The following is a 24,266-nucleotide window of genomic DNA, read 5'->3' as shown; positions in this document are numbered from 1 at the left end:
ATCAGATCGTCCGTCCTTCCTTGATCAGTTCGCGTCGCACGCCGCGCAGCAAATCGGCCTGACACACCGTGTCGCGTCCCTCCCGCTCGGCGCGCATCGCTGCATGCTGGGCAACGTTAAGTAGCGCACCACCCGAGAGCACATGATTTTCGGCAAGCGCCACAAGATCCACATCCGCCCCTAGCCCTTTCCCCTGTGGGAACAGGCTCTTCCACAGGCGCAAGCGTTGTTCGCTATCGGGCAACGGGAAGTGAATCGCGCTCTGAAAGCGGCGCGCGAACGCTTCGTCGATGTTGCCCTTCAAGTTCGTCGCCAGCAGCACGACACCGGGGTAGTCCTCGATCCGTTGGAGCAGATACGCGACTTCCTGATTCGCGTGACGATCGTTAGCGCTACTGCCCTCCGTACGCTTACCGAAGAGCGCATCGGCTTCGTCGAAGAACAGAATCCAGCGCTTGTTCTGCGCCTGATCGAACACGTTGGCCATATTTTTCTCGGTCTCGCCAATGTACTTCGAGACGATCTTCGACAGGTCGATCCGATAGACATCCACGTGCGCCGCCTTACCGAGCAACGACGCCGTGAGTGTCTTGCCGGTGCCTGGCGGTCCGTAGAACAAGGCACGGAAGCCCGGTTTGACCATCCGGTCGAGTTGCCAACGGCGCATGACGGCTTCGCCGCCGTCGAGCCATTGCCGAATCTGGTCGATCTCGTCGATCACCTCCGGCGCCAGCACGAGGTCTTTCCAATCGCGTAGCGTGGTGATGCGTTTGGCCGGGAAGCCCGCGCTGTAGTCGGGCTTGTGTTCGCTGCCCGAGGTGCAACGTTCGAGAAAGTCGCGCTCGACGTGAAGTGCGGCGGCCAGCGCGGGTTCGCCTTCGGCCCGGCGCTCTAAGCGCAAGATCGATTCGCGCGCAAACGTGTGCTCTGCGTCGAACAGTTGCAGAATCTCGAACCGCCGTGCGAGGTCGTCACCTGCAAGGATGAAGGCCGCCGTCTCGCAGGTCGGTAGCAAGCCGCTGTGGTGCTGACCGCGCCAGCCCCCGAACTCGGTGAACTGTCGTTCGGTGTTCTTGTTTTGGGTAAAGAGCAAATCGAGTGCCTGCGGCCGGACATGCGGCAGCATGGCGAGCATGAGCACCACTCGGGCGTCGAAATGCTTGGCAAGCCCCAGCGCCAGTAACGTCTTGGCAAATGGCGACGGGTCGTCGGCCAAGTCAGGTGGCGTGTGCGTGTGAATGTCGTGCGGGCCGCCTTCGTGCATGAAGTAGGCGTGCATGCGCGTCTCCAGCACCGCGTTGAACCACGCGATTTCACGCGACAAGCTTTCGGCGTTGGCCGTCAGTGGCGTTATCGGGTCGGTCATGACCATTGCACCCATATCGGTTGCGGCATACACGAAAGCTGCACGGTCGAAATGCCCCACGGCAAGCGCGTGAGCAGCACGTCGAAGGCACGATGCTCCACCTTGAGGTGCCAGCCGTTTTCGCCCAGTGACAACGTACCCGGCCGTTGTAAGAAAGCCTCCCGCAGTCCGTCCGGGGATGTATGACCGAGTGCCGACCAATGCTGGATCGTGGAGCGCAGCAATCCGTCGATGGTCGTTTCTTCCTGTCCGGCGACCTCGATGTGCCGCGCGACCGGCACGCTCGATGGCACGCCGCAAAGCAGCTTATGCATCACCAAGTCGTACTCCGGCACCTCCGTGCGCCCGCTTACCACATAGTGAAGCAGCAAGACCGCCCGCTCGGCAGCGGCCTCGTTGACAAAACGGCTGTCTCGCCGCCCATCGTCCCAATGCACTTCCATGAGTCCAAGCACCTCCCAGAGACGAGACAGGAACGGCCACAGCAGCACGGCACCGGCATGCACCACTCGGGTTGGCGTGTTCGACAGGTCGGTCGAATCGGCGCCACGAACGGCGATGTCGATGCCGGTTTGCTCCCGTATGCGGCTGGCCAGTGCAGGTGGAATCTCGCTGGACGTCGCTTTGGACAGACGGGCGACAAGCGCAGAAGCCAACGCTGCACCCGCGTACGCGCGTTGTGGCGCGAACAGCCAGGCGAACAGCGTTAGCCAGCGCACGCGCGCCAACTGTGCGGGCGTGCTCGTGTCGAGACTCAGTGCAAATAGCTCGGTGACGTCCGCAGAGAGGCGAAGCATCCGGTCGATCTCATCGGTGTCGCGCGACGACACGCGGGCAAATCCTAGCCAGAGATCGGGCGGAACCAGATCGAGCCAGCGCCCGGCGAGATCGTCATCGGTAGCGGCAGGTGTGAGCACTGAACGCAACGCCAGCGCGCCCGTCTGCATCGCCTGATGCAACCAGACCGACAATCCCGGCGGATGCGCTCCGCGCCCATTGCGAAAGTCCGCTGATGCGAGGTAGTCGAGAAAATCGGTAGGCTGCGTGGATGCCATATCGGGGCCACTTTCTTGAGGGTGATGTTGGGTCAGTCGTTGGCGCACGGACGACGCCGAGACAGACGTCGGGCGCGACGCATGATCGGTGACGGGGCGCGATGTTTGGTTTGTGACTTGATGCGATGGGTGAGTCTGTGTGTCGCGTGACGCGTTTTGCGGTACGGCATGCGAATCGGGGTTGGGTGACGTCTTCGATGCAGCACGGGTTGGCGCTGCCTTATCCCCCCGAGGCGTCGACGCGTGCGACGACGGACGCCCGTCATGAAGTGTCGAGCGTTCAACGACGGTCCCGTCCGCCGTCGTATCGCGGTGCCCTTGGCTGGCGTCGAGCCCAGTCGATGCTCGCTCTTCGTCGAGTGCGCTATCCGTCAACGCCGTTTCGCTCAACGCTTCGAGGTCCAACATCGAACCTTGCAACAATGCGGTGACAACACTGGCGTAGTAGCGCACAACGGCGTGGGACGCCTCGGTCGACACGTCAGGGGTGTGGGCAACGATGGCCTCATAGAACGACTCGCGGTGCGCAGACGGAATCTCTGCGCTCACGGCGACGACAACATCCACCACTGCGGCCCAAGCCTGCTGCGTGAGCGTTCCGGCCCCGGAGGTCAGTATTGCGCGGCTCAGGCCGAGGTCGCGCTGTAACGCGGCGCGCGCCTCGTGCGATAAGCGCCCCGCCCCACCGACCAACGACGTACCGCCGGAGATCATCGTTCGGTGAGCGTGTAATAACCGTTGCAACGCGTCCGACGCACTCGCGCCGCTGGTACCGACGGCAATGTCCGATGGTTCCGCGGCGATATCGCTGTCTAATCTGCCTTGAACCGCCGAACCACCGACCGTGGCCGGTGTGACCGACGTGCGGTCAGCTTCGTTCACACCTCCGCTATCGATAAGCGGCTCTCCGGCTTCCATCGCTGACGAGGAATCGGAATCTTGCACAGCCTCCGTGAGACGGTGGTCGCCGCGTTGCTCATGGAAAGCGCCTGATGAATCGAAGCGGCGGGCGGTCCCAGAAGCCAAACGTTCGCGGTGAGTTTCGCCATCACCGACGCGCCCTTCGCGACCAGCCTCGGTCACACCGGCCACGGACGTCGTTTGTCGAATGCTCACGTCTTGGCTGTCGCTAGCTTGTCCGTCATCCCTTCCGACGAATGTAGAAAGAGACTCACCGCCGCGTTGGGTTGGGTCAACAGCAACATCGCCCGCGACTGCCGAACGCTGCGAGCCGCTGCGCCCAACAGCGACGGTTGGCGGTTTTTTCTCATCGATCTGCTCGACCGAATTCCCAAACACACTGGACTCCCAGACCTGCATGAGCCGAAGCTGCCAACCAGAAAGTCGCTCGTCAGGCGCCATGCCGCGCGTCTCATCTAGGGTCAAAGGCTGGACAGGCGACGTCTGGAGCAACCACTCGAACACTCGCTTCCAGATCACCCGCTTCCACGCATCCACTGAAGCGTGTGTCGGCACAGTAGCTTCATGTTGTGGCGGCGCGGGAGGCAACACGCTCGGCGTTATGTCGTTAAGGGTCTGACCAAAAGCGTCGATATCGTCGGCGTTCAGTTCGGCCCTCACGAGAACTCGCTGATCCGCCAACACATCCGCTCCGGCGAGTGCCCGGAACGCCTGCCAATGCACAGCACTGGCCGGGTGTAGCAGCGTTGCCAAATCCGCCAGCATGGTTTCGGGAAACCCCACGACGATCCGCGTCAACACATCGTCGTGACGCCCGTATTGGCGAAGCGCGCTGGTCAGCATTTCACCGTTCGCCGATATCCACTCCGCCCAATCGTCGTATAGCGGCGCAGACGCCCCACTGAGTAGCGCGTCGATCAACCGACTTCGCGCGCCGACTGGCTCGCCTGAGGCCCCGGTTGCAGCTTCGGGATATGCCGAATCGAAACCAGCGCCGTGTTCCGACGGTGCCTCGGAGGTCGCTTGCGTATCGCCAGACTCGACGGCATGCGGCTGCGATGAAGATGCGTCGCGTTGGATCGTCGCGGCGAAGGCCGTTGCCGTTACCCCGGGGTCAATGAACGGGGACGAGTCCATCGCGCCATCGTGCAAGTGCAACTCACCCGATGAAGGGTTTGACGCCACTAGCCCCGTCGACGAAAGTTGGCGCTTAACCGAAACGCCTGTGGCATCGTCGCTCACGTGACGCCGCGCTTCGTTGACCACGGACGATGGCGGGTAACCGTCGACGGTCTCTTCCTCCTCGACTTCCACGGACGCTCCGGCAAGCGCGACCGTGACAGCTTCAGACCATGCACGCCGTCGTTTCCATCCAATCGGTGCAGCGTGCTCACTTTGGGCGATCGATGTCGCGTTGCCGTCGCTATCGCTTTCTCTCGCGACTTGCGCCGAGAGCAACGACAACATGTCCTCCAACAACGACTCTGGAAGCGACATCGCCATGCGGTCGCGTAAATCCGGATATGCCGCGTAGTGACGCAGGGCATCCCCGACAAGCATCGGTGCCTCGCGCATCAACTGCGGCCAAATATCGTAGAGCGCCTGTGCTTGCCCACTTGCGAATGCATTAGCCAACAGTGTCCGAGTTCGGGCAAGTGCGCGGTCTGAATAGGCTGCGTCCCGAAGCGCTTCCGTCGCGCCATCCGATTCGTCTTGCTCGAAGACGACATCCAGCCTGTGTCCCGTGCTATCCGCCGAAGGCACGTCGGAGGACGTCGACCGGTTGGCTCCACGAGCCACGCTATCCGTCTCGCCCAACATACCTGGTGATGCGGAACGTTTCGTGCCCGGTGTTTGGGCAAGTGCACTCGTCCCCGCATACCGGTGCAACACTGCCAGCATGAGCGGCGCAGCAGTGAATCCCGCTCGCTTCCCCTGCGTCAGTACATGCGCTGCCCGTGTTGCGATGTTGTGATCCGTATGCACCGTGTCGGTACCCGCAACACCGGCCTGCGCGCTGGCCAGGACCGCCTGCCACACCGCATGCCACGGCATTTGCAGCCCACCGGCACTCAGCGGCGTCAGCCCGGCCAATAGCACCTTCTCACGCGCGGCAAGTTGTGCCGTTTCGCGCTCGCTTACCTTCCACCCAGCGACGGCAAGCGTGTCGTCAAGCAAAAGCAAGTCCGCCAACCAGCGCTGCGCTTCCGCGGGCCTGAGCGCATGGAGCATCACATCGATCTGGGCGCCGGGAAACTGCCGCACCAGCCGCGCGATCTGGACGTTGCGTGAATTGCTGTTCAACAACAACCGTCGCATCGGCTCGACATCCCCCGCTAGCACCCGAGCGAACAACGTTTCCAGTGGTGCGCTCGATACGCCGGATTGCGTGGCCGACTGCGCGTCGGGCCACGTCTGCTGCTTAGTCCTTTGGTGTACCGGTTGCCTCTGCTCACGAACCGCATCGCCGCGGGCTTCACCACGGCTGCCGCGTTCAGTATCCGTTGCGGCCGCGGATGCGGATGCGGATGCGGATGCGGTCTCCGTCGCTGTCGCCAACCTATCCGGCAGCCGCCCCGACGTCAGGAATCCCATGAGCGACGCCGTGTCGGCATCGGCTGCCGATTCGTAGCGGGTCACTACCGGCGCGGCCTGTCCCGGCACGTGGACGTCGCGCCCGGTTAGCGCCTGTTCAAGCGCATCCGACAAACTTTCCGCGAGCGCTTCCGGCAAATCCGCTGCCTTGACACTGCCCAAATCGATATCGAGCCGATCGATACGAATCACCGCCTCGCCGGGCGCTCGGCTATCGAACACCGCAGACACCACCGCTAACAACCGACCGACGACCAGTGCGTGCAACGCATCGCTTTGCGACATGTCCAGCCCGCCCGCCGTGAAGGTCAGGTCGAATGCCAGGTGATCGATCCGGTGGCGCGTATCCATCGCTACACCCACAACGTCAAATTGCGCTCACGCCGCTGGCGCATGAGCAACGACGCAAGGCTCGCGCTGGTCGCATCGAGCCGACGCGAATCGGCACGTGTAACGTCGTCGCGCAAACGGGTACGCCACAAGTCGTAACGATGCTCGAAGTCGCGCATCGTCACAAAGTCCAACCAATGAAACTCCGGCAACAGATGCGCGGGCAGATTGCGACACACCGTCTCCTGCGCAAGATTACGGAAGTCGGGGTCACTGAACCGTGCCGACCACGCCGGAAACACCAGGCTTACGCGGGCGCCAAAAAACGCATCATCCACAGCGCCGGCGCCCGGTTGCCGTGGCCGCAGCAACACGTGCTCGACCAGATAGAAACCCTCCGATTGCACATTCAACTCGCAGAGGAAATCTCGCAGCGTCTGCACATAGCGATCGGCATGCGTCACCGCGCCCGCACGCCTGAACTTCGCCAAACGCACATTGCCGAGCCGGTCATCGTGGGTCTGGAAATGCACATGCACTTCATCGCCGTGCTGCTCCAGTACGTAGTTCTCCAGCCTGACGCCATGCACCAGCAACCCAACTGGAAGCATGTCGTCACGACCGCCGTCCCGAGCGGCTTCGTCCTGCGTCCCACTTCCCCTCGCCGCACCCCGCCCTGCCATCACCACCAACCGGGCAGCGGCGCGCTCGTAGTCTTCGACCTTCGCAACGTTATCCGCCCGCAGGCGAAGCCGCCAACGCAACAACGCCTCGCTCAATGGCTGCGTCGATGGCTGTGCGGGAAGCCCCAGCAAGATCGCAATCTTGGCGTGCACCCCCGCAACGTTCGGCCGCTTGTCAGCCCGCAAATCGGGCATGCCCACATCGAACGCCGTAGCCCGGTCGCGCGACAGTGCTGCGATATGACGCAAGAACTCAAGCTTGTTGTTCACCAGCCAATGCGTCGCGTGCTTGTCCTGGTAGTCGTCGAACCGCCGCAACGACTTCTGCGAGAACGTCTCGCCATACATCGCGAGCAACACGTCGAGCAGGCGGCTGCGCCGGTCTTCCGCCCGGTCCTTGCGCGAGACGATACGCGTGAGCGCGCTGCGCACGTCGTCCGGCGCTTCGACGTAGAGCGATTCGATATCGGGCAACGCATCGTCACCGATCCATTGCGAGAAGTACGTCTGATGCAAATCGTCGACAGAGAACATGCGGCCGACCGATTGCAGATTCTCGAGGTAATTGGCCATCAGTTGCTCGGCCAGATACAAATAGCCCTTCAACTGCTTGGCACTGACGTGATGCGCCAGCGGTGCCGAGGGCAGCACACCGAAATGATTGATGCCGTAGATCGCTGGAAACTGATGCTGTATCGAGAAGTAATCGCGCAACGCGCGCGTCTCGCCCTGCGGCGCTGGCACGATACCGACAACCGACTGGGGCGTATTGCGCAACGTATCGAATTCGAAACGCGCCTTGGCGAGCGCTACGCGGGCGTCGTCGAGCACGACACGCGCCTTGTCTTCGCGCCGTTGTTCGACGGCGTGAGCCACCGGCGCCGCCACACCACCGACCGCACTACTCGCGAAGTGAAGGCGGAGAAAAGCGCTCTGCGCATCCCCCGGGAACCGCAACCGCAGTACGGCACCGGCAGCCATGTCGGCCCCCACGGGGTTGCCATCGGCGTCGCAAAGCGCCAGCCGGTGCACATGTGCCACACCGTCCACGTCCTGCACCAGCCCGACCAGCTTCGAGATCGCAATCGGCGAACCGGGTGCCTGTGCGCCTGTACCGGCAATAAACCCGTGAACCGTGCGCGGCCCGGAGAACAAGGTATCGAGCGGCACCCCGGCGGCAAACGCTTTGACGTAACGCTCGACCTGAAACCCCGAGAGCACGGCCTGCGCACATCGAAAGTAGATATCGGCAAAGATCGACGCAGGATCGCGCTCGCTGTGAATCTGAACGTCACCGCTCAAATAGACCGCCTGTGCAGGTACGACTTGCACGTCAGCCAGATCCTCGCCGAGGTTGCGATGCGCGTTGAAGACTTCGAAGATGCGCTTGCGCACACCGGCTTCCATCGCGGCCTGCGCTTCCCCTGACAACTCACCCGATAACGTCTCGCTGAGTTTGACCAGCACGCGATACAGCCCACGCACCCCGCCCGCCGCCGCGCTGGTTTCCGGCTCGCAACTCAGCCAGACGTCTTCCAGTTCGGGAATCGAGTCGTAGAACAGCTTTCGGTAGTCGTCGACCGTGAGCACCTGACTCGGCAGAATCTCGTCCGCCGGATGCAGTGCGTGGCGACGGTAATCGATGGTGCCTTCCGGGCCGACCAGATAGTCTTCGGGCGCAAAGTCCGAGCGATACGCAAGTTCGGTGATCGCGTAACAAAGCTGCTCGAGAATCGTGACGCCCGGATCGTGCAGGTTGTAGTCGGTCCAACGCTCGCCGCACAAGGCTTGCAACGTGGTGATACCGGCGCGGCGCAGCGCATCGAAATCCAGCCCATACGGGTCAGGGGCCAGCCGGGCGATCGACTCGGGTGCGCTCATCGGCCGACCACGCCCCGAATGCCGCTCGTGCGCGGCATGTCCTCGGCGGCCTCGACCAACGCCATACGAGCACCGTGCAGTTGCGCCTTCATCGCATCGATCAGTCCATGGACTTGGCGATAAGGCAGATAGCCAAGTGCTTCAACGATCAATGCGAACGCTTGTGTGTCGAGCGCGCACGTAATGGCCCCGCCCTCTGGCGCATCGACGGCCTGACGATTGAGCAAGCCAATGAGCTCGTACACCCGCTTGAACGGCAGCTCTGCGAGCGCAGCCATCACTTGTTGGGCGGCTTGCGCCTCGAACACGATGTCGAAGGTGGTCGGCGGCGCGCTCATGCTTGCACCTTCGGCTCGGGATCGATGGCGCTCGTCTGCATATCCGGGTCGAACCAGAGATTGGTCAGGTAGTAGGTCACCCACGTGCGGTCGGCACCCGCGCTGTCGCGCGAGCTGTCGTACGGGCAACCCACGCGCATTTGCAGAATGTAGTTGTGCTTCGCGCCGTCCGGCGCGTCGACCCACTGCAATTGCAGCCGGTTGCACTTGCTGCCGAAGTGAGACTGGCGATAGTCGATGTCGCCTTTACCGTTGAACGCCATGACGGCGTACGCATGCATCAACGCGTACTTACCACTGCCTCGCTTGCCCACCCCCGCCATGATCTCGAACGCATTGCAACCGGTGAGCGTGTCGGTAATGTCGTGCCATTTGCCGTCGGCAGGCACGCTGCGGCTGCCCGGCCGTCCGCGCCGGCCATCGGCCACGATGCGCCCCGCCATATCGAGTTCGAATTCGGCGGTAACGCCGGACTTTCCAGACGTTTGGGTATTCTGCTGCCCCGGCAGCTGACGCAACGTCAGCGCCGTGGGGTTGTTCTCGTTGCCGAACGCCAAGCCACCACCCGGACCGTCGAGTTGCACCGACCAAATGGGGCTCTTCACATCGATGTTCTGATAAAAGCTGAGGAGCTTGCCCTGATTGAGCTGCGACACCTTGAGGCCATCGACGGGCGTCTTGTCGAAGCCCTCATCGACGATATTGAGCATCGAGTCGATCAGTTCGGAGAAGGCCGTCGCCGACGGCATCTCGCCATTGCCGAACTTGCGCCGGAGCGTGTCGCGATTGCGGCGGGCCATGGGCTTATTGGTCATTGGAGTCATCCGAGATGATGAAGGTGGCGCCGATTTCGAGGCGGCTGAGCGTGGTGCGCACGCCCGGGTAGTCGATGCCGTCGTCGACCGCTTCGATCGCGTGGCGTGCGACCGGAATGGCAATGCTCCACGGGTAAAGCGGCGTGATGTCGGCTTGCCCTTTTGCGGGCGAGGCACTGCCCAAGTCGGCCGGGTTGGCCGTGTCGAACAACGAATACGTCTGCACATCCGCCGATGACCACACTGCCGGGGCGGCCATCGCCGTCGGTACCGATGACACCGAAGGCGCTGCGGGCGGCTTCGCAGCGATGCGCAGCATCGAAAAGCCCGAGACGTTTTGCACATACGGCAGCGCGCCAATGAAGGCTTCCAGATCGTGTTGCCGGATACGCCACCCGAAGTGCGTTCGATAGCCCACGTCGTCTTGCCACGGCGTGAGGTAGCGCGAGATTGCCGCATTGAGCATCGCGATGTAGCGGCCGTTACCTGACACATCGGTAAAGCGCACCTTGCAGCGCACTTGAATGCGCTCGTAGACCGGGTTCTCTACCGAAACCTGTGCCCACGGCGATGACAGCGTGTTCACAAACGCCGCAATTTCCTGCATCAGATTGCCGTCGAGCATCGGCATTTGCTCATCGGCTTGGACCGCAGGCCAGTAAGGCAGCGGCACGACAAGCGCGTGGCCCGGCCGAACACAATCGAAGGGCCCGTTCGACGTGGTCAGATTCGCAAAGCATTTGACCTTATAGACATCGGTGAATGCTTCGAGAATCAGCGATTCGAAGTCGGCTGGCGAAATGGCGCGCTGCTTGTGCCGCAACCGCTCGCTAACACGCGTGCGCATCTGGTCGCGCGTTTCCGCCGCGCGGCCGCCGCACGACGGCAGCGGCTGCACCAAACCGATAATCCCCGGCAATGGACGACGGCTGCGAGTGATCGACGCCGCAGGCAGCACCATCGGGACTTCCGGCGGCACGTCCGGGCCGCGGTGCACTTGCACGGCCTGTGCATGCACGGCATAGAGGCTGCAATACTTCTCCATGTCGCGATCAGCGCTCACGCGAAACCAGTACAAGCCATCGGGCATCACGGTGTTGTTGCACCCAATGTCCGCCGGTACACGCAGTGTCACAATGCCGGACGTCATAAAGTGATGCGTGCCGTCCGCCACAATGAAGCGCCGCGACAACGGCTTCCACACGTTGTTCACGAGATAGCTCCAACGCAGCCCGGCGCTATTGGCGGGGCCTTCGTCGGTATCTTCGTTGGTCGGTGGCACGGGTTGTGAGTCCTCGCGCAACTCGAAGAGCAACGTCAGCGTCTTGCCAAGATCGCTCGCGGCGATACCCACGTACAGATTGCCCGCCGCATTGATGCGCGGCAGCAACGCCGGTGCCGGATAGCTCGTGAGTCCCAGCGCCTCCCAGCCGGACGGGAACAGGTGCAGGAAGCGCCCGTCGTCGTCGCCGTTCGGCACCCGATCGACGCTGATGGCCCCGGTGGCGCAATAGTCGACGGAAATGGCATTGATGATCGGCGTATACGGCGCGCGCGGCACGGCGCTGGGCCGACGCCAGCGGCGGCGCCTCGCGTTGGCCATCATGGTCGTCGAGAGCGCTTGCGCGTAAGTCTCGTGCCCAAATGCGAAGGCTGGCGCGGCAAATGTGAACTTGAAGAATCCGTTCTTCGCACCCGGCCCCCACGTGAGCGGCTGTGCGGTGCTCACGCCCGCATCGGGTTCGAACAAGTGCGCCAGTTGACCGGCGCGCCACACGATCCGGTTGTCGATGCGCTCGCCCTGCCCCGGTTGCACGCGTGTCTGGAACAGCGGCACGCTGGGGCGCGACAACTCACTGGCAGGCGACCACACACCCTTCGCTAACACCGCGACGGTGGCCAGGTAATCCTCGTTGGCCACACGCACGTCGTAGCCGTCGTACCACGTGCTGAATCCGCCCGTGGTGCGTGGCAAATCCGCCCATTCGATCTCCACCCGAAAATCGGTGATGCGCTTGGATGCCATCTCGGTGCTGCCGACCACGAGATAGCTGCCCAAGCGCGCGAGCGGGCCGAACGGTGCAAAGGGTGTCGCCGCACTCAGTTGACCGATGTTGTTGTGCAGCACCAGATCGCGGCATCCGCGCGCCTCGATATCAATGCGAGCGCCCGTGACCGCCAGATCGCGCAGCATGCCGTACGGAAACAGATACGCCCCCGGGTTGATCACACAGCGCAGCAATGGCGTATCGATATCGAACTGCTCGCCATGCAACGCGGGGGAATAAGCCACCACGCTCGGCGATTGGGGCGGCAACTCGAAGCTGAGCCGCAACACATTGTCTTTGAAGAACGGCACGTAGCCCGGAATGTCGATCCAACCGAACTCTCCCGTCAGCCCCACCACGAAAATGCTGCGGAAGATCTTCAGGAAAATGTCGTTGCGCCGCAGTTCCAAGGCCTTCGCGTCGCGTTTGGCGGCAGCCTCCGCACTCTCGCTTTCGACGTCCGCCGACCTGCTGGCCTCTGGCGGTGTCGGCGCCGTCCCGAGCATCGCGTCGGCCACCTTGTCGAGCCGTTGCATGAGCGTGTCGTCTGCAAAGGTGATCGTCACACTGATGCGTCGATCGCCTTCCTTGAGCAGAAGGACCTTGCTCGCCAGCGCAAAGCCAATGCGCGCGTCGCGATGCGCTCCGTTGCCCATGCCCGCCTTTGGCGCACCGAGCACCGGCCAGGCCTGCGTGTGAACCGCCCCCGGCGGCGCCACCGGCACCGCCTGAAACCACGCGGCTGTGGGCCACGTACGACCGGTGACCGGCGCGCCGGCTGCCACGCTGTCGTCTTCCGCCAGCAAGTTTTCCGGTGCGCTGTAGCCGTTGTGATCGAGATAGAGCGTCTGCACCTGACTTACGACGGCGTCGGAGACGCGAAGCTCGTTGTCGGCCACATACAGAATGTCCCGACTCTGCGCGTCGACACCCGCGGGAAACTCGGTACCCGCCGGCACCATCACGTCACGCGCATCCGGCGTGCGCTTGATCACCAGCCACGTGTGATCTGGCACCGTCGCGCGCGGCACACTGCCGAGCATGCGGTCGTAGTAAAAGTCGATAAAGCGGCGGGTGTAGCCGTTGAGCTTGCCTTGCAGCTTCTGGAACTGCTGTACAAAGGCGATCAGCAAACCGATAGCCGGGTCGTGAATGCCGTTGTGAAGCGAGGCGGGCAAGCGCGCGAGCGCCTCCTTGCGCACCATTTCGATCGCCTTCATATACGCATGGAAGTCCGTGCGCACATCGGTCTTGGTCAAATGGGCACCGGCGCGGGCGATACCGTCGGCATTCGGCGTCGCCACTTCGGCGGACCAGATCGGGTCGAGCGGGAGCTGCGCGCCTGCGGTACGCAACGCACCAAGAATGCCGGACCGGTCGACGCTCAACTGCACGATGACAGCCCGCAGAACGGTGCGCAGCCCCAGCCCGTTGTCGCTCTGCGCTTGCGCCAGCGCGACATACCAATCGTTGAGTGTCGCCACGAGTTCGGCAACGGGAGACGCTTCCAGCGTCCATCCGGCGCTCTCGCCGTTGGCGCTGACGCCGACGTGCTCTGGCGTGTTGCGCCACCACGCGGCGAAACGCGCTGTCTCGCGGGCCAGGTCGAAGGCCAGAATGCGGCTCATCACCACGGTTTCATCGGCCCGGAAGAACGGTGTCCAGTCGCCCTCGGGCACGTTCTCGGCGTTATGAAATCGCACCAGCGCCGCGAATTCCGTCACGATGGCGAGCAACTCGTGAAACGACAACTCATCGAGATGGAAATAGCCGTCCTGCAACGCGGGCAGTGCCCGCATCGCCTGACTGGTGCCATCGCGAATGATGAGGTTGTACATCGGGTTGTCGTCTCGTCTTCAGTCGTATCAGCGCGGCATCTGCTTATCGGGCAGATTGGTGCCTTCAAGGAAATAGAAGGGATAGACCATGTTGCTGCGCGTGTTCGTCCCCCGTACCGTGTAATCGATCAACACGTCGATACGTCCCTCCATGGCCGCCGACGAATCGATCACAATCTGCTCGACGGTGATCCGCGTCTCGAAAAACAGAATGGCCCGCTCGATGGCATCGCGTATCTCGGTGAGTACGCTTTCGCTGATTTCGTCGAACACGTAGGTCTTGATGCCGCAGCCGAACGTGGGCTGCATGATCCGCTCGCCAGGCACGGTCGAGAGGATGATGCGCAAGCTCTCGTGAATGTCGGCTTCGGCCTCGACCATCTGCGTGCGCCCTTGCGTCGCGTGGTCGCCGAAACGTGGCGGAAATGCCCAACCTGTCCCGAGAAACGATTTATCGGTGCTCACGCGTCCTGCCCCCTTGTTACGTTCGCTGTCTCTTTTTATGCCGCTTTCGCGACCGGTTTTGCTACCGCACTCAACCGCCGATGAGTACCGTCGGGCATCCCATTGAAATCGCACCACCATGCGCACAGGTGTCGCCCACTCGGGCGGCGGGCTTGCCGCCGATCAACACGCTCGTCGATCCCATCACGATCGAGTCGGGCGGCCCGACGCATAAACAGTTGTCCGTCACCACCGCTGCGGGCAGCTTGCCGATCAGCACCGTCGGCACACATGGGCCGAGGATGGGACCCCCTACATGCGGAATCGGCACCGGGACGGCGGGTGTCTGCATCGGACACAGATGCATGTCGGTGAGTCTTGCGGCCAGCGGCATGGTCGGGTCTCCTGGTTATCGATGTCGCGTCAGTTAATCATCACCAGTGCGCCCTTGACAGTCGTCTGGCCGCTGGCAGAAAGCTCCGCTGTCGCCGATCCCTTGGCGACGATGCCGACCTTGGCCGTGCTGTTGATGTTGAGCGCCTCGCTCTTGATATCCGCCTGCGCGGTCTGCTCGATGTTCGACACGGCGGTGATGCTGACTTTGCCTTTGGCGTTGATGACGATGTCCTTCGGGCTGTCGAGCGTGATGCCATCAGGCGTCATCTGAATCTTGTTGTTGTTCTGATCGGTCAGGCAGATCGACTTGGCGTCGTCGCTCATCTCAATGGTGTTCTTCTGTGGCGTGATGACGGTAATCACCTTCTTGTCGTCGTCGAAAATGATCTTGAGCAGCCCTTTTGTCCACAACGCCTTGGTGTAGTTGTCGGCCGTCAATTCGTACGGCATCTTGCGCTGGCTGCTGTAGACACTGCCCAGCACAATCGGATGCGACGGGTCGCCGTTGAGATAGCCCAGTATCACTTCGTCGCCGATCTCGGGGATGAAGAATGCCCCGACGCCCGACGAGCCGTAGAAACTCGCCAGCCGCGCCCACACCCCCGCCGTCTCCGCTTGCAAGACCTGCACCGCCACCTGAATGCGGTACTGCCCCTCGGGGTCGGCATCGAGCTTCGTGACAACACCGATTTGCAGCCCGCCCACGCCCGGCACGAGCCCCGACGCCATGACGTCCCCCGCGCCGTGCCGCTCGCTGTGGGTCTCTGGCGACAAGCCAAACTCCACCTCGGAAATCCAATTGCCGTCGGCAATGCGGTGCTGCACCGCGCTCACGTACACGCTGCCGCTAAAACGTTTGCCAACACCCACCAGTTCGATCATCACGCCGGGCTTGGCCGACGCGTTGCCCTGGAAGGACATACGGCCGCGAATGCACGCGAGCGCCGCGCGCATTTGCCGCGCCTCGCTCCACGATTTCAACTCGTCGCTGATCAACGGCACCGTCGATTGCAGCCGGAAGGTGGACGGGCTAGCCACCTGTGCCAGCTTCCCGGGCGCTAGGTTGCCCTGTTCATACAGTGATTTGGCGGGCGCCGTTTGCTGCACCATCGCCTGCGTGCCCGGGTCCCACGCGGCGGCGACCACGCTCTGCAACTGCGTGCGCGCATCGATATCGGCGGAGAACGACATCATGTCGATGCCATAGGTCACCTTGAGCACGGCATCTGCGCTGGTCTGCGGCGGCTTAACGCTCACCGTGCCGTTGTCATCGGCGATAACGAGCGCGCCATTGGCTTCCGCACGCAGCGCCATGAAATCCCAGTCGGTGCTGTAAAACTGCACGATCTCCTGATGCTGAGTCTGCGTCGTGGTCACGTCGGCCGTGAGACCGGCATTGGAAATGAGCTGACTGATGATCCCGCTGTCTTGCTGCTGCACATAATTCGCGTTCTTGCAGCCGATGGTCATCGCGACGGCCTGATGCTTGCACTCCACGATCAGCCTGGCGTCGTTGTTGCCGAGAATCTTGATGCCGTGCCGCACGACAACGCCGTCGAAGATGGGCTTCGTCGTACCGCCGTAACCCGCACTGATGACGATGGCGTTGCCCGGGACAAACGCATCCAGGTCGCTCACCGGGAAGTCGTCGTTGGGCATGTCGCCGTCGCGCAGCACAATGCGAGCGCTACCTACGCGCCCCACCGCACGATCGATCTCGACGGAGATCACCTCCGCGGTATCGGGGATGGGGCTGCCTGCGCTCGTGATCGTGAGCGTCAGGACACCATCGGCGTTGAGGGCGGGAGAATCGGCCATGGCGTCAGACGAGCGGCGGAAAGCGCAGCACCATGCCCGGCTCCAACTTGCGGAAACTGGTCAGGTTGTTGATACGCGCGACCTCGCGGTAGTAAGACGGGTCGTTATAGATACGATTGCACAGCAGCGGCAGCGTATCGCCCGCCGTCACCTCGACAAGATGGCTCAGGTCGGGGGAACTGAGATTGGCGCGTAACGCGCTCTCGGTCGCACTCACCCAGCCGACGATACCCAGCGTGACGCGTGCACGCAGCGGTTCGCCGGTCGGCTTGAACATGGTGTAGTCGAGCGCAATCGACTCCACCCGGCCGAAAAAGATGAACGTACCCCACAACAAACGGATGTAGTTCGGCTCGTGCTTCTTCCCGTCGTATTGGTAAATCACGGCGAGCAACGCGTCGATCATGTCTTTGACGCTGCGCGAGCCGGTGCCGTCGACCACGCCCGTGCCGTCGAGCACGAGGTTCTCGATAGTGATGGTTTCCGGGCGAATCGCACTGAAACGCGGTGTCGCGCTCGGCTGCCCGAGCGTCTGCTTCTTGTTGTACTCGATGCTCAGCTTGCGCTTGTAACCCACCGGGTTGATCAGCGCCTCGAACGCCGTGCGGCTGGTGTCGACCGAAATCTGACCGCCCGAAACCTTGCACGGGGCGATATTGAATTTTCTGCGATTCAGACTGGCCGCCACGGATCAGCGCTCCTTTGCACGTTCGAGCAAATCGAGCACGAGCGCACGACACTCGGCGAGCAAGTCGGCGCGCGCCTGTGCGTCGAATCCCGATACGGTCTCCGGCGCATCGTCGGCCGAAGGCAAGGCGCTGCTTTCTCCGGGCGCCTGCTGTATGACGTTCGATTTGATACTCAACTGGCCGATTTCAATCGACATTGGATTACTCCATGCGGCTCGCGTAGGTATAGCTCAACGCGATCTTCTCGATCGCCACCTCATTCTTTGTCGATCCAAAACCTTCGATTTCCCACTTCACCGGATAGGCATTGGCAAACGTCCAGATGCGGATCGGGATATGCATCTCATCGAGCAGTTGCACCATCAACGACTGCGGCCGTATCGGCACGATGAACTCGCCTTCGAATACCGAACGGCACCACATGACCAGCGGCGACGACAGTGAAGCGACCCCGCGCTTGAGCTCGAGATGCGGGTGCTTCACGCCCTTCGGCAACGTGTGCACGAAGCGGTTTTCCCCGCCCTCGGGGACCGATTCGGTGTCGAGCTCAGTGCTGATGCCGGAGACTTCCTGAAACGACGCATCGACGGCACCGCCAGTCGTAGCGAACATCACGCGAAAGTGGAAGGCTGCAGGCGGGTACGGATCGAAAGGCGATGACGGCATGTCGGACAGGTGCGCGGGCCGGTCTCGATGCGCCCGACTACAAGCGCGCCGAGACCGGTGACCGGTGGTTAGCTGTTGGCGATGGTCAACCCTTCGTGCACGATCTCAATCGTCTCGATGGCGACTTCGTTGCCTTCGGACTTCAGATCGGTGCCCGTGATCTTGGTCGGCCACGCGTTGGCGAGCGTCCATACCATCGTCGGCTTGCCAGCCTCGTCGAGCAGGCTGATCGTCACCGGCACCCGCTTGATGGTGTTCATCTTGATCTGGTTGAACCAGTCCCAGAACTTGTTATCGGACTTGAACACGCCCTTCTTCATCGTCACATTGCCGTACTTCTTCATGCCCGGCATCTTGATCACGGAGAATTCGGGGCTGTCGCCGTGGCGATACTTGATTTCTTCGGACTGCACGTCCAGACCGCTCACTTCCTGAAACGACATGACCTGCGAGTCCCACTTCACCTGGAAATAGAACTTGGGAAGCGGCCACACTGTGGTGGATTGTTTCGAGCCGTCGTCTGCCATCACACACCTCGTCTAAAGATTGCATGCGGAAAATGCTGCGCCAGGCCAACGGCCTCAGGACTTCTGCATTTGTTGTTCGAACGTGAGCTCGATGAATTCGGCCGGACGGCTCACCGCCACCAGCACCGACACTTTGAGCAGACCTTCGAGAATGTCGTCGCCGGTCATCGTCTCGCCCAGCCCGACAAAGACCTGGAACGCGTCGTCCGGGCTCGCCCCGGCCAGACCGCCACGCTTCCACACGCTGGTGAGGAAGTTGCGCACCATGCTCTTGATCGTCACCCACGTGTTGGCCGTGTTCGGCTCGAACACATAGGCCTTACACGCGAGGCGCAGCGATTCCTCGATCATGATCATCGTGCGGCGTACGCTCAGGTAGCGCCAGTCGAGGCTGTTGCCATCGAGCGTACGCGCGCCCCACACCATCACGCCTTCGCCGATGAAGCTGCGAATCGCGTTGACCGACTTGCCGTTGGTCGGCGCGTTGAGGTCTTCCTGATCGGCGTTGGAAATGCTCACGCTCGGCGAGACCACCCCGTTCAGGCTGACGTTCGCCGGAGCCTTCCACACGCCACGCGTGTTGTCGACGAGCGTGTACAGCCCCGCCATCCCGGCAGACGGCGGCAGCAGGTTGAGCTTCTTCTGCAACGATTGCAGCACCTGCACGTAGACGTTGCTCAGTGCGGCGAGCGTCTTGTGCAGCGTTTCGATGTCGTTGGCGGACATCGCGGCGGGCTTCGGCGCAGCCGCAGGTGCGGCGGCCGGTGCTGCGGCAGGAGCATCGCCACCGGCGGGTGCGTCTGCTGCCGGTGCGTCGCCGCCCGCAGGCGCGGCGGCAGCCGGTGCTGCGGGTGCGGCCGCAGCGGCACCACCGGTCAGCTTCGCCAGCACTTCCTTGACCTGCGCGGCCTTCGCCTGTGCGGCGGGCGACGACGGCACCGGGTTGAGCACCGGGTCCAGTTCCGCAGTAACCAGCGTTTGCAGTTGTGCCGGGTTCGAAATCTTCGTGAAGTCGAGATCCTTCTCGGTCACGATCGACGTGTTCACCCACGGGTAATACCCGGCGCCGAAATCCAAGAATTCCGAGCCGACCGAATCGCGGAACGCCGTGATGGCATCGCCGCCCGGGGCCTGGCGGTCCCAGTAGCCGTCGAACACGTCGAGAATCGCAAAGCGATTACGCATCGTGTAGCCGCAGTGCATGAGCATGGCGCGCTGCACGGTCGTGCAGTCCTGTGCGGACAGGCGCACGGCTTCGGGCACCACGACCATCGTCGGCTCCTGCTCTTTGACGAGCGTGTCGATGCCCTTGGTCAGCTTGCCCGGATCGATTTCGTTTTCGGCATACGTGCCGACCGAGACCACATAGCACGGGCCGCCGCCGTTCTGGAAGAACAGCAGCATGCTGTAGTACAGCAAGTACTCCGTGCCTTGCGCGGTGAGCTTGAACGGCTTGCGCGCGCCGGTCGGGCCGACGAAAAGATCGGTCACGACGGGACGTTGCGGTGCGGCCCCCGCATCGGCTGCCGGGGCTGCCGGAGCTGTCTGAGGCACCGCGTCGAGCGAGTAGCTCGTCGTGGGTGCACCGCCGAAGTACGTCAAGAACTCCGCCATCGAGCTGATACGCCACGGCGTATTGGCCAGCGGCGTGCCTTTGTTATCGGCGAACTGGGTGTAGCCGATAAAGGCCGGCACGGCCGTGGCGACTTCCACCACGGAGTTGGGAAATGCATTTTGTTCGACTACGTATACGCCTGGTGTTTTGTATTGCGCCATGGTTCACCTCGGTCAACGATCAATTGATGTAGATCTCGGACACCCAAACTGCCCGGCTCTGCGCCGCTTCCTGCCGTTCCTGCCGTTGCTTTGTCTCCATCCCCTGCTGAATCACGCTGCCAACTTCGGCATTGGGCAGTCTTCGGATCAACACACGTTCACCCGACCGGCCCCGTTCCCGCAGTTGAAATCGCTGCGGATATTGCTGCTGCATTGCAATGTCTTGTTCGCTCTCGAAGACCAGCGCACGACGCCCACCACTGCGCGGCTCGCTGCCCGCCGCGACGAACGTCACCGTCTCGTCGAGATCGGTAATCGCCAACGCATCGTTGTCGGCGTCGCTCACGTAGTAGTAGCGCCAGCGCGTCGCGCGCACGTCGAAATGCACCGTGTAGTCGATACAGGTCTGCGTTTCGGAAGCCGTGGCGACGTGATCGGCGAGGTCGATCTGCACGACCAGCACCGGCGGAGAAAGCCGGTCGGCTCGCGCAATATGGGCGGCGAGCGCAGGTGCTGTCACGGGCAGCGCATGGGTCGCGTCGATGGCATCGCCGACATGCAAGCGCCGCGTGATCGCGTTGACGTCAGGTGCCGTTTCGCGCGCTTGTGCATTCGTTTCGGCGACCGGCACACTCGCTGTGCTTTGCAGGAAATACACGTTGCTGCCGTTCAGCACCGGTGCGGTATAGCGCGAAAAATGCGCGTCTTGTGCATACCACTTGATCGTCGCGACGGCCTCACCCGGTTTGATATCGCCTAGCAGCGCATCTCGTCGCGCCGCATCGCAAAACACGGCGACGCCACGCCGGTGCGCGCGCACGAGCAGATCGCGCCGCCGCGCCCAATCGAGGGTCTCGGGCGTGAGCTCGTGACGCACCCATGCGTGCGGTTGCGACCAGTACGCATGGGTGAGATCGACGGTGAATAGCCGCGTGTAGCCTGACACGGCGGTCCCGTTGGACGTGGCGGACATCGGACGCGCTCCGGGCCGGGTCAGTGATTGAGCGCCGGTACAGGCGTTCGCACCGTGGGCACGGTACCGACGATATCGCCGGTATCGGGGGCCATCAGGCGCACCTTGTACAGCACCGACGGCAAATACTTGCCGCCTAGCATCGTCCAGAGATTGCTGAGTTCGCGGATATTGAGATTCTCGATTTCGAGCACCAGCCGGTCGATACGCGCGTCGAGCGACGGCGAAGACTGGTGGTCGAAGACCGGATAACGCTGGAAGAAGGTGATCGCGCCTGAGATGAGCTTGAGCGAATCTTCGTAGTTACCGCCGGTGTAATTGGCGGCCACCATCACGTAAAGATTCAGATAAAGCGGTGCGACGGTTGTCGTCGTGCGCGATGCGCCCGCTTCCCCAGGCAGTGACTGACGATACGGCCCCGTGTCTCGTTCGATATGCGTGAGGAACACAACCAAACGGTTGTTCGTGTCCGCAACGGCATGGCCGTGCATATCCACCAGACCGGACATCGTCACGATGTCTTCGGTGAGTGTGTAGGCTTGTTTTAAGTACTCATTGAGCCGCCCCGCTAGGTGGCCCACAGCAGCGTTAATCATGGTTCCCCGATACCGTTCGCAATCCAATTGCTTATCTGATTCGGTACAACACTGTCGACTACCGGTACTGCTTTGTCGTAATTATTCCTACGCCGTCTCGTTGGCCGAAACGTATCGCTCTGCATTCCTGAGCGTTTTTTTGTATCTGGCTTTCATTTTTTGCAGCGGAACTGTAGCACATGCGCACAGCGATTGGCGCGGCGATAGAAAAACGAAGGCCGGCGACGTTTCCGTGCCGGCCTTACCAAACATTACCGAACCTTTCCGTAACTTGAGTGACCGCGACGCTCGCGCAATGGCGTTGTCAGTCGAGCAGCGCCTGCAATGCCGGTGGCAAGCCGGTGTTGTCTTTGCGTGGTGGTCGCTGGAAGCTGCCACCGGTTGCCACGCCTGGCTGCAACGCCATCAGCGACTCGCAGTGCTTGACGGCACTGGAGACGCCGTCGACCACGGGCACCGAAATCTGGCCGCGCAACTGGCGCGCAAGTCCGGCTAGCGGCGCACCGGCCACGATGATGACATCGGCACCGTCTTGCTCCACCGCCATCTGACTCAGTTCCACGAGCCTTGCCGCGTGATCTTCCTGCACCGTAGCGATGTCGCGCAGCGGCGACGTAAGGCAGCGAATGCTGGCAAGACGCGACGACAAACCATTCGCCGCGACGCATTCGCGATACCACGCCTGAATACGGTGGGAGATGGCGATGATCGAGAAACGGTTACCGAGCAGGCACGCACTGGCCAGTGCTGCCTCGGTCATACCGACCACAGGCACGTCGAACAACTCTTTGATACCGCCTAATCCGGGGTCGCCGAAGGCTGCCACGACAAGGCCATCGAACGTTCCGGCCCGCTCTGCCGCTGCGCAGGCCGTCGCATAGCCGCCGGTTAGCGCTTCGAAGCGCGTTTCGATATACGCCACACCGAACTGTGCGGTGGCAAACGACAGCGACGTTTGCGGCGAGGCGGCGCGGCGGGCTTCCGCCTCGATCAGCGCGGTCACACTGGTCGAAATATTGGGGTTGATCACGAGCAAGCGCATTGCATCGTCTCCTTATCTCCTTTTCTACGCGTCACACGAGCGACGGCGCATCGGCCGGCAAGAATTGACCGCGCCCCGGCGCCGGCTCGAGATACTTCCGGTTGGCGACAAGTTGCTCGCCACGCGAGAAGCAGTGCACCGGCCATCCCGTCACTTCCCTGCCCTCGTACGGCGTGTAGTCGACCGCGTGATGCAAGGCATCGTTCGCGATCTGCACCTTTGCGTCCGGGTCCCACAGCACGATGTCGGCATCCGCACCGATGGCGATCGTGCCCTTGCGCGGGTACAGACCATACAAGCGCGCCGGGCGATACGACGTCAGTTCGACGAACTTATGCAGCGACAGCCGCCCCTGACGCACACCGTCGAACAACAGCGGCAGTCGCGTTTCAATCCCGGGAATGCCATTCGGAATGTGTTCGAACGACGGCGTATTTCCTCCGGGCTTCTTGCCTTGCGGATCGTCGTAGTTGAACGGCGCGTGGTCCGAGGAGAACACCGAGAACACCCCCTGCTTCAACGCTTTCCAGACAGCTTCCTGATTGTCGGTATCGCGCGGCGGCGGGCTGCAAACGCATTTGGCACCGGCATACCCATCGTCGCCAGGATGCCCCATGTCGTCGGCCGTCAGATAGAGATACTGCGGACACGTCTCGGCAAGAATGGGCATGCCGCGTCCCTGTGCCCAGCGAATTTGGCCGATGGCGTCCTTGCCGGACACATGCACGATCAGGATCGGCACATCGACCAGCTCGGCAAATGTGATGGCCCGATGCGTCGCTTCGCGCTCGACGGCAGCTGGGCGCGCGAGCCCGTGGAACTTCGGTGCAATGCGCCCTTGCCCGACCAGCTTGTCGGTCAGCCACGCGATGCAATCCGAGTTCTCGGCATGCACCATCACCAGTGCCCGATGCTCGCGTGCCACCGACAGCACCTCAAGAATTTCTCGGTCCGAGAGCTTCAGATCGTCGTAGGTCATGTAGATCTTGAACGACGTGTAGCCTTCCTGAATCAACTGCGGCAACTCTTCTTTCAGCACCTTTTCGGTGGGGTCGGCCACGATGAGGTGAAAGCCGTAGTCGACCACGGCGCGTCCATTCGCACGTCGGTGGTAGTCCTCGACGGCTGCACGTAACGAACCGCCTTTCTCTTGCGCCGCGAACGGAATTACCGTCGTCGTGCCGCCGCATACGGCCGCGCGCGTGCCGGTGAAGAAGTCGTCGGCCATGCGCAAGCCATCCGGCATCGGCTGATCGAGATGACAATGACCGTCGACGCCACCCGGCATGGCCAACAGGCCCGTGGCATCCACCTCCCGCCGCCCCGGCCCGAGGCGGCGGCCCAACGCCACGATGACACCATCGCTCACGCCGATATCGGTCTGAAAGCGATCGGAAGCGGTGACGACATCGGCATTGCGGATGACAAGATCAAACGGCTGCACGCCCGAAAATGCATGGGTCATGGCG

General features: G+C 62.3%; 18 protein-coding genes. All 18 read right to left on the bottom strand.

Going from position 1 to position 24,266, the window contains the following annotated elements; translation table 11 throughout:
- Position 1: 1 nt before the first annotated feature.
- Positions 2–1,366 carry an ATP-binding protein gene (locus ACPWR9_RS10565; RefSeq protein ID WP_426296994.1) on the bottom strand — a complete coding sequence of 455 codons (1,365 nt, stop codon included), beginning with the start codon at positions 1,364–1,366 and terminating at the stop codon, positions 2–4.
- Entirely contained in the window at positions 1,363–6,288 is a 4,926-nt protein-coding gene (locus tag ACPWR9_RS10560; RefSeq protein WP_426296995.1) for a contractile injection system tape measure protein, read from the bottom strand. The genes ACPWR9_RS10565 and ACPWR9_RS10560 overlap by 4 nt, the downstream gene beginning before the upstream one ends.
- 2 nt (positions 6,289–6,290) lie before the next feature.
- Positions 6,291–8,831, bottom strand: a complete 2,541-nt coding sequence (locus tag ACPWR9_RS10555; RefSeq protein WP_426296996.1) for a hypothetical protein — start codon at positions 8,829–8,831, stop codon at positions 6,291–6,293.
- Positions 8,828–9,169, bottom strand: coding sequence for a hypothetical protein (locus ACPWR9_RS10550; protein ID WP_426296997.1), 342 nt, complete (start codon positions 9,167–9,169; stop codon positions 8,828–8,830). The genes ACPWR9_RS10555 and ACPWR9_RS10550 overlap by 4 nt, the downstream gene beginning before the upstream one ends.
- A complete protein-coding gene (locus ACPWR9_RS10545) occupies positions 9,166–9,984 on the bottom strand; it encodes a hypothetical protein (protein WP_426296998.1) in 819 nt (272 codons plus the stop codon). Before ACPWR9_RS10545 ends, ACPWR9_RS10550 begins: the two co-directional genes overlap by 4 nt.
- Positions 9,974–13,870, bottom strand: coding sequence for a hypothetical protein (locus ACPWR9_RS10540; RefSeq protein WP_426296999.1), 3,897 nt, complete (start codon positions 13,868–13,870; stop codon positions 9,974–9,976). The genes ACPWR9_RS10545 and ACPWR9_RS10540 overlap by 11 nt, the downstream gene beginning before the upstream one ends.
- A 27-nt stretch (positions 13,871–13,897) precedes the next feature.
- Positions 13,898–14,335 carry a GPW/gp25 family protein gene (locus tag ACPWR9_RS10535; RefSeq protein ID WP_426297000.1) on the bottom strand — a complete coding sequence of 146 codons (438 nt, stop codon included), beginning with the start codon at positions 14,333–14,335 and terminating at the stop codon, positions 13,898–13,900.
- A gap of 70 nt (positions 14,336–14,405) precedes the next feature.
- The gene (locus ACPWR9_RS10530) at positions 14,406–14,708 is read right to left on the bottom strand and encodes a PAAR domain-containing protein (protein ID WP_426297001.1); all 303 of its coding nucleotides are present in this window, start codon (positions 14,706–14,708) and stop codon (positions 14,406–14,408) included.
- A gap of 29 nt (positions 14,709–14,737) precedes the next feature.
- The gene (vgrG, locus tag ACPWR9_RS10525) at positions 14,738–16,528 is read right to left on the bottom strand and encodes a type VI secretion system tip protein VgrG (RefSeq protein ID WP_426297002.1); all 1,791 of its coding nucleotides are present in this window, start codon (positions 16,526–16,528) and stop codon (positions 14,738–14,740) included.
- Positions 16,529–16,532: 4 nt separating this feature from the next.
- On the bottom strand, positions 16,533–17,216 hold the full coding sequence (locus tag ACPWR9_RS10520; RefSeq protein WP_426297003.1) for a CIS tube protein: 684 nt from the start codon (positions 17,214–17,216) through the stop codon (positions 16,533–16,535).
- Between the two features lie 3 nt (positions 17,217–17,219).
- Positions 17,220–17,414: a DUF5908 family protein gene (locus tag ACPWR9_RS10515; protein ID WP_426297004.1), complete on the bottom strand. Its 195-nt coding sequence runs from the start codon at positions 17,412–17,414 to the stop codon at positions 17,220–17,222.
- 4 nt (positions 17,415–17,418) lie between these two features.
- A complete protein-coding gene (locus ACPWR9_RS10510) occupies positions 17,419–17,883 on the bottom strand; it encodes a phage tail protein (protein ID WP_426297005.1) in 465 nt (154 codons plus the stop codon).
- 68 nt (positions 17,884–17,951) lie between these two features.
- Positions 17,952–18,410 (bottom strand): phage tail protein, encoded by a 459-nt coding sequence (locus ACPWR9_RS10505; protein ID WP_039398341.1) that lies wholly within the window; start codon positions 18,408–18,410, stop codon positions 17,952–17,954.
- A 54-nt stretch (positions 18,411–18,464) separates the two neighbouring features.
- Entirely contained in the window at positions 18,465–20,186 is a 1,722-nt protein-coding gene (locus tag ACPWR9_RS10500; RefSeq protein WP_426297006.1) for a phage tail sheath family protein, read from the bottom strand.
- 19 nt (positions 20,187–20,205) lie between these two features.
- Positions 20,206–21,159, bottom strand: coding sequence for a hypothetical protein (locus tag ACPWR9_RS10495; RefSeq protein ID WP_426297007.1), 954 nt, complete (start codon positions 21,157–21,159; stop codon positions 20,206–20,208).
- A gap of 20 nt (positions 21,160–21,179) precedes the next feature.
- Positions 21,180–21,755: a DUF4255 domain-containing protein gene (locus tag ACPWR9_RS10490; protein ID WP_426297008.1), complete on the bottom strand. Its 576-nt coding sequence runs from the start codon at positions 21,753–21,755 to the stop codon at positions 21,180–21,182.
- Between the two features lie 304 nt (positions 21,756–22,059).
- Positions 22,060–22,797, bottom strand: a complete 738-nt coding sequence (locus ACPWR9_RS10485; protein WP_426297009.1) for an aspartate/glutamate racemase family protein — start codon at positions 22,795–22,797, stop codon at positions 22,060–22,062.
- Positions 22,798–22,828: 31 nt separating this feature from the next.
- Positions 22,829–24,262: a dihydropyrimidinase gene (hydA, locus tag ACPWR9_RS10480; RefSeq protein ID WP_426297010.1), complete on the bottom strand. Its 1,434-nt coding sequence runs from the start codon at positions 24,260–24,262 to the stop codon at positions 22,829–22,831.
- Positions 24,263–24,266: the final 4 nt, after the last annotated feature.

Source organism: Pandoraea pneumonica, assembly GCF_049918595.1.
Classification (GTDB): Bacteria; Pseudomonadota; Gammaproteobacteria; order Burkholderiales; family Burkholderiaceae; genus Pandoraea; species Pandoraea pneumonica_A.
The sequence above is the reverse complement of the archived record's forward strand: the minus strand, read 5'-3'. Positions and strand labels throughout refer to the sequence as shown.